Origin of the sequence: Photorhabdus stackebrandtii, assembly GCF_011189495.1 — a bacterium.
Lineage (GTDB): Bacteria > Pseudomonadota > Gammaproteobacteria > Enterobacterales > Enterobacteriaceae > Photorhabdus > Photorhabdus khanii.
Genome location: NZ_PUJV01000050.1, coordinates 1 through 8523 on the forward strand (window position 1 = coordinate 1; position 8523 = coordinate 8523).

At 54.0% G+C, this 8523-nt stretch carries 1 protein-coding gene; it reads right to left on the minus strand.

The annotated features are described in order from the left end of the window. Positions 1 to 8523 (minus strand): amino acid adenylation domain-containing protein (locus C5470_RS20660; RefSeq protein ID WP_166291623.1); only part of this gene is annotated, 8523 nt, incomplete at both ends.

An 8523-nucleotide genomic window follows, 5' to 3' on the forward strand; every position in this document is an offset into this window, starting at 1 on the left:
GTTCGCCGTAGCTGAGGGACTGCCCTTCAAACACCACAGCGGTAGCGTCAGGCGCCAGCTTAACCTGTTGTTCAAACCGTTCATGGATCAGGGCTTCCTGCGGGAAGTCGGTTTGGGGGGCGTTGAAATTCATCAAAAGTTGCTGACGTTCAGCAGTAGGCAGAACTGGCAGGCTCAAAACAGGTCGCTGAGGTTCGTTATCCAGCGCTTCAACCAGGCCGCTGATAGCTGTAATCAGGTAGTTAGCCAGTCGGGTAGGATCAATCCCCGAGATGCTCTGGGTTACCAGGCTGAAGTCTTCCCCTAAGTCATCCACTGAGAGGGTCAATGGATAGTTTGTGCGTTCTTCTGCTGTCAGCATACGCATGCCTCTCCAAACGCTATCATCGGCCGCCCCTGAATGGCTATGCCGGTAATTGAGCAAGGCACTAAATAATGGCATCGGTGGTGTCACACCGCTACAGCGAAGGGCCAGCGCCAGAGGGGCTTGCTCATGATCCAGTAACGCCATTAGGTCATGGTAAGTGGTCTGCATCACTTCCAGTACACTGATGCCAGCAAGGGATATCCGCACTGGCAGGGTATTGATAAACATTCCCATTACCTGATCAGCACCGGCATAGCCTTGCAACCGACCGAGCAGCACAGAGCCGAAGACCACATCATCACGACCGCTGGTCTGTGCCAGCACTTGAGCCCAGGCAACATGGAACAGCACACTGGGGTTGATTCCTAGGCGGCGAGCTTGACTGCGGATCGCCCGTGCCAGCGTGATATCCAGCTTCAAATAGGCTTCAACCACATCTTTACCGTCACCCTGCACATTAAGTAGACCAAAAGGTGCTGTTGGTGCATCAATATCGGCGAGCCGGGCACGGAAATAGTCTTCATGCACGGAGGCCGGCACGCTCAGCGTCTGGGCAATAAAATTGCGATACGGCAGTGGTACAGGGAGAGCCTCTGCACGTCCCTGTAACAGCAAGTTGATTTCAGAGACGATAAGTTCCAGTGTCATATGATCGCTGATCAGATGATGGAAACTCAGTGCCAGCAGCCACTCGCCATTGGCAGGGTCATGGGCGATGTCAGCGGCAAACAACGGTGCCTGATTCAGGTTTAGCCGGCGTTGACGCGGGTCGGTGTAGGCCTGCAACTGGGCCAACACATTGTTCTCTAAGGTGGGCACAAAAGTATTCACTGGTAGTGGAGCCTGACGCCAAACTACTTGAACAGGCTGCGTTAATCCCTGCCAGCAAATAGCGGTACGCAAGATATCGTGGCGGCTGATCACCTGTTGCAAGGCACCAAGGAAAGCGTCAAGGCGCTCACGGGTATCGAAGGCCACCAGGCTGCATAACAAATAAGTGTCCCCTTGTTCCTGCAACCGATGGTGGAACAGAATGCCTTCCTGCAACGGGGCTAGCGGGTAGATATCCTGCACATTGGCCGTGCCGCCGGGAACGGTGTCGATAATGATATCGATTTCCGCTTGAGACAGCGTCACCAGCGGCAGTAGGTCGGGGGTGAGGGTGGTGCAATCTTCGGTAATGCGATTAGGCGGTACGACAAAGACAGGTTTGCCCTGATGTGCTTGTATCATCTGAGCCATCTCGGTGAGCACTGGTGTGGAGAAAACGCTACGCACATCAAGCAACCAGCCAGCATTACGCAATCGTTCAATCAGGCTGACGGCCATCAGTGAATGACCTCCGAGTTCGAAAAAGTGATCATGACGGCTGACGCGTTCCAGCCCCAGCAAATCTTGCCAGATCTGCGCCAGTGCGGTTTCCAATGTACCTTCTGGTGCTTCATAGACACGTGTTGCTACAGCAGACTGGTCAGGTGCTGGCAGAACTTGACGATCGAGTTTGCCGTTAGGCGTCAACGGGAAGGTCTCCAACATCACAAATGCACTGGGGATCATGTACTCAGCCAGTTGCTGCGCAAGCTGTTGGCGCAGTTCAGCCGGCACCAGTTCAACGCCGGACTGAGGCCGGAGATAAGCCACCAGACGTTTGTCTCCCGAAATATCTTCACGAACGATGACAACGGCTTCGCTTACGCCAGGACACTGAATAAGTTGTGCCTCAATTTCACCGAGTTCAATCCTGAAACCACGCAACTTGACCTGAAAATCGTTACGGCCGAGATATTCGATGTTGCCATCGGGCAACCAACGTCCAAGGTCACCCGTTTTGTACATACGTGAGCCAGGCGTAGTTGAGAATGGGTCAGTAATAAATCGTTCTGCCGTCAGTTCTGGACGATTAAGATAACCGCGAGTAACACCAGCCCCGCCGATATAGATTTCACCAGCCACGCCAATCGGCACAACCTGATCCTGCGTATCCAGAATATAGATCTGAGTATTAGCGATTGGCTGACCGATAGGGACATTGAACCAGTCGTGGGACATGACCTGATAAACCGAGGCCCATACTGTAGTTTCTGTCGGTCCATACTCGTTATAGAGAGCAATAGGTAACTCTAACTGTTCAATTCGAGTATGAAGTTCAGGTAAGCAGCGCTCACCTGCCACAATAAGAGCTCGGAGGGATGTCATATCTTCTTTATTAGCGAGTTGCAACAGACTGAGGGCCAAAGATGGCACACATAATAGGCAACTGATGTCATTCTGGCGTAGAACCTGCAAAATGGCTGTAGGGTTGACAGTAATCGCTTGTTCTGGAAGGCATAAACATCCTCCGCGCGTGAGTGTACTGAAGATACTGGCGAGGGAACTGTCAAATGCGATTGAAGACAAGAGTAAAAGCCGTTCGAAATGCGGATACGTCAATTGTCGAGCATAAGTGGATGCAACGATATTCCTGTGTTCAACCATTACCCCTTTAGGATGGCCCGTAGAACCAGAGGTGTAGATGACATACGCCAAGTGGTGTGAGGTTAATCCCAGTGTATGAGTATCAAGATTATTCTCTGCGTAAGCGCTAAAAACTGAGATGTCGAGCAGCACAGTAGGCAGGCTGCTGCCCAACGTTTCGCTCAGGGCTGATTGGGTAAGTAGAACAACCGGCTCAGCATCGTTGAGTATATAGGCCAACCGTTCAGCTGGGTAGGCCGGATCCAATGGCACATAGGCCGCACCAGCCTTGAGAATGCCCAGTAAGCCCACAATCATTTCCAGGCTACGTTCAACGCAGATGGCGACCCGGTCATCCGGCTGTACGCCCAAGGTAAGCAGATGATGGGCCAGTTGGTTGGCACGGCGGTTCAGTTCACTGTAGCTGATGGAGAATTCTTTGAACACCACGGCGGTAGCGTCAGGAACGAGCTCTGCCTGTTGCTCAAACAATTCATGGATCAAAGCGTTCCGTGGGAAGTCGACCTCAGTGGTATTGAAGTCCACCAGTAGCTGTTGCCGTTCTGCGGCAGGTAAGATCGGCAGACTTAGAACAGAACGCTGAGGTTCGATTGCCAGGGCATCAACCAAGCCACTGATAGCCGTAGTCAAGTAGTTGGCGACCCGAGCGGAATCAATTCCCGCCACAGCCTGAACCACCAGATTAAAACCCTCACCCAAGTCATCCACAGAAAGAGAAAGTGGATAGTTGGTGCGATCTTCGGTAGTTAGCAAGCGCATGCCGTTCCAGACCACATTAGTCGCATCTGGCTGGCTATGGCGATAATTGAGTAAGGCACTGAACAATGGCATCGGTGAAATTACCCCACTACAGCGCTGAGCCAACGCCAGGGGAGCCTGTTCATGCTCCAAAAGAGTCATTAGGTCACGATAGGTGGCCTGCACCACTTCCAGCACACTGAGACCGACAAGGGATACTCGCAGTGGCAGGGTATTGATAAACATTCCCATTACGCGATCGGCCCCGGCAGAGCCTTGCAGGCGGCCCAACAGCACCGTACCGAAAACCACATCGTCACGGCCACTGGTCTGTGCCAACACCTGAGCCCAAGCAACATGGAACAGTACACTCGGGCTGATACCCAGATGACGGGACTGGTTGCGGATCGCCTGTGCCAGCGTGGTATCCAGCAGCAAACGGGCTTCGGCAATATCTTTTCCGTCAGTCTGCATATTAAGCAGGCCGAAAGGGGCTGTAGGGGCATCAACATCAGCAAGCCGAACGCGGAAATAGTCCTCATGCACCGAGGCCGGTATGCTCAGGGTTTGGGCGATAAAGTTACGGTAAGGCAGAGGATTGGATAGTTCCTCTGTATGCCCTTGTAACAGCAGGCGGACTTCATCAACGATAAGTGCCAGAGTCATATGATCACCGACCAAATGGTGGAAGCTCAATGCCAGCAACCACTCATGGTTAGCTGGGTCATGGGCGATATCGGCAGCAAACAGAGGTGCTTGGCTTAGATCGAGCCGACGCCGACGTGGGTTGGTGTGGGCCTGTAGCTGGGTCAGCACATTGTTTGCCGAGGCCGGCACAAAGGTGTTCACCGACAGGGATGCCTGACGCCAGACCACTTGTACGGGCTGGGTTAGTCCCTGCCAGCAGATGGCAGTACGCAGAATATCGTGGCGGTCGATCACCTGTTGCAATGCATCAAGGAAGGCATCAAGACGTGCACGGGTGTTGAAGGCTATCAGACTGCATAACAGATAGGTATCCCCTTGCTCCTGCATTCGATGATGGAACAAAATACCTTCCTGCAACGGAGCGAGAGGATAGATATCTTGTACATTAACCGCACCGCCGACCACCGTCTCAACGATCGAGTCGATTTCCGTCTGGGACAGCGTCACCAACGGCAATAAGTCTGGAGTGAGGATGGTGCAATCTTCGGTAATGCGATTAGGCGGTACAACGAAGACAGGTTTACCTTGATGTGCTTGTATCGCCTGAGCCATGTCGGTAAGCACGGGAGTGGAGAAAACACTGCGCACATCAAGCGCCTGACCTAGACCGCGCAACCGTTCAATCAGGCTGACAGCCATCAGCGAGTTACCACCGATCTCAAAGAAGTGATCGTGACGCCCGATACGCTCCAAGCCCAGCAACTCCTGCCAAATTTGCACCAGTATTGTTTCCAGTTCACCGACGGGTGCCTCATAGTCACGGGTGACTACCGCTGATTGGTCAGGAGCCGGCAGGGCTTGGCGATCAAGCTTGCCATTAGGCGTGAACGGGAAGGTTTTCAGTGTCACAAAGGCGCTGGGTAGCATGTATTCGGCCAGGTGCTGTGCCAGTTGCCGGCGCAGTTCAGTCGGCACCAGTTCAACGCCGGACTGAGGCCGGACATAGGCCACCAGACGTTTGTCACCGGGGATATCTTCGCGGGCGATAACGATCGTCTCACGTACTCCCGGACACTGAGAGAGACGCGCTTCGATTTCACTGAGTTCGATACGGAAGCCGCGCAACTTGACCTGAAAATCGTTGCGACCAAAGTATTCGATATTGCCATCAGGGAGCCAGCAGCCGAGATCACCCGTCTTGTATAGACGGGCATCTGGAACTGTTGAGAATAGGTCGGGAATAAATCGTTCTGCCGTCAGTACCGGACGATTAAGATAACCGCGGGCAACCCCGACTCCACCAATATGGATCTCACCGACAACACCGACAGGCACTGGCTGACCCTGTGTATCCAGAATATAGATTTGGGTATTGGCGATAGGCTGACCGATAGGAGGTACTTTCTCATCTTGGGCATTACATAGGTAGAAAGTTGCACAGATGGTACTTTCCGTCGGGCCATAGGCATTGATCATGCGTCGCCCTATTGCCCAGCGTTTGATCAGCGTTGGCGGGCAAATCTCGCCACCGACGACCAGAGTCTGTAGTGTCTCCGGTATTGTATCCAATGCAGCTAATGCCGTCGGCGTCAGAAGCATATGAGTGATGGCATTTTCTTTCAGGGTATGGAACAGCTCAGAACCAGGCAGGAGCTTTGTACGTTGAGCGAGTTGGAGGCAAGCCCCTGTCAGGAGAGCCATACAACATTCCTGCATGCAGACATCGAAACTGAAAGAAGCAAACTGTAATAAGCAACTATCGGCTGTAATGTTAAGCGCCTTTATCTGTGCATTAACCAGATTACACAGGCTGCGGTGCTCAACCATCACCCCTTTAGGTTGCCCGGTGGAGCCAGAGGTATAAATCACATAGGCCAGATGGCGTGAAGTTAGCCCCAGTGCCTGAGCATTGAGGTTTTCTTCCGGCTCTTTATCGAAAACAGATAATTCTTGGTTATCAAGTATTACAGTAGGTAGATTACAGCCCAGTACCTCAACCAGTGCAGACTGGGTGAGCAACGCCACTGGGGCCGCATCATCAAGCATATAGGCCAACCGTTCTGTAGGATAGGTCGGATCCAGTGGTACATAGGTGCCGCCAGATTTAAGAATAGCCAGCAGTCCTACCACCATCTCCAGACTGCGCTCAACGCAGATAGCTACTCGATCATCAGGCTGAACCCCCAGCGCAAGCAGGTAATGGGCCAGACGATTGGCACGACGGTTCAGTTCAGCATAGCTAAGCGACAGACCTTCAAACACCACGGCGATGGCGTCAGGAGTACGCTTAACTTGTTGCTCAAACAGCTCATGGATCAGGGCCGCCTGCGGGAAGTCCGCTTGTGTGGCATTGAAATCAACCAAAAGCTGCTGACGTTCAGCGGCAGGCAGGATCGGCAGGCTCAGAATGGGGCGCTGGGGTTCAGTTGCCAGTGCTTCAACCAGTCCACTGATCGCAGTGATCAAGTAGTTTATCAACCGTAAAGGTTCAACGCCCGCAACAGCTTGGGCAAGCAGGCTGAAATCTTCCCCCAGATCATCTACTGAGAGGGTCAACGGATAGTTGGTACGTATTTTTTCGTTCAACATGCGCATACCATCCCAGACCTTATTAGCCGTACCTGACTGGCTATGACGATAGTTAAGTAAGGCGCTGAAGAGTGGTAGTGGCGGGTTCACACCGCTGCAACGTTGTGCCAACGTCAGGGGCGCCTGTTCATGCTCCAGTAGTGTCATCAGATCGTGGTAGGTGGTGCGCACGACTTCCAGTACACTGCGATCAGCAAGGGGAACCCGCACTGGCAGGGTATTGATAAACATCCCCATCACCTGATCGGCACCAGCAGAGCCTTGCAGACGGCCAAGCAGCACAGTGCCGAAGACCACATCGTCATGGCCGCTGGTCTGTGCTAACAACTGAGCCCAGGCAACGTGGAACAATACGCCAGGATTGATACCGAGACGGCGGGCCTGCATGCGGATTGCCTGCGCCAACGTGGTATCCAGCAACAAACGGGCCTCGGTCACATCCTCGCCGTCGCCCTGTATATTAAGCAGGCCGAAAGGCGTTGTTGGGGCATCAACATCAGCGAGTCTGGTGCGGAAATACTCCTCATGCACAGAGACCGGCACACTCAGAGTTTGGGCGATAAAGTTACGGTAAGGCAGAGGGGTCGGTAGGGTTTCTATCTGCCCCTGTAACAACTGAATAATTTCGGCAATGATAAGCCCTAACGTCATATGGTCACAGACTAAATGATGAAGACTTAGGGCCAACAGCCATTCATTACTGGTTGGATCGTGAGCCATGTCAGCAGCAAACAGCGGCGCCCGGCTAAGATCGATCTGGCGTTGACGCGGATCGGTGTGCGCCTGCAATTGGGCCAGCACATTTTCTGTGGAAGCGGGCACAAAAGTGGTCACTGACAGTGGCGCCTGACGCCAGACCACCTGCACAGGCTGTGTCAATCCCTGCCAGCAGACGGCAGTACGCAGGATATCATGGCGGTCTATCACCCGTTGCAGCGCCCCAAGGAAGGCTTCAAGGTGTTGCCAGGTATCGAAGGCGATAACATGGTGCAACAGATAAGCATCACCTTGCTCTTGCAACCGGTGATGGAACAGAATGCCCTCCTGTAGCGGCGCCAGCGGATAGATATCCTGCACATTGCCCGCCCCGCCCGCCACGGAGCCGGCAATGGTGTCGATTTCGGTCTGGGACAACATGACCAGTGGCAACATCTCAGGCGTGAGTGCGGTGCAGCCGTCAGGAATACGGTTGGGCGGCACAATAAAGGCCGCTTCCCCCTGCTCCGTCCGGATAGCCTGCGCCATGTCGGTCAGTACGGGCGCGGAGAAGACACTGCGCACATCAAGCAGCCAGCCGGCATTGCGCAGTTGTTCAATCAGGCTGACCGCCAGCAGCGAGTGGCCGCCGAGTTCGAAGAAGTGGTCGTGCCGGCTGATGCGTGCCAGCCCCAGCAGGTTTTGCCAAATCTGCGCCAGGGTGGTTTCCCGTTCACCCACAGGGGCTTCATAGTCACGGGTGACGGCTGCTGACTGGTCAGGCGCGGGCAGCGCCCTGCGGTCCAGCTTGCCGTTCGGGGTCAGCGGGAAAGTCGCCAGCACCACAAAGGCCGCGGGCAGCATATAGTCGGCCAGATGTTGCGCCAGTTGCTGGCGTAAATCCGCCGGCACCAGGGCAGCACCCGCCTGCGGCCGGAGATAGGCCACTAACCGTTTGTCACCCGGGATATCTTCACGGGCGATAACGGCCGCTTCCTCCACCCCCGGAC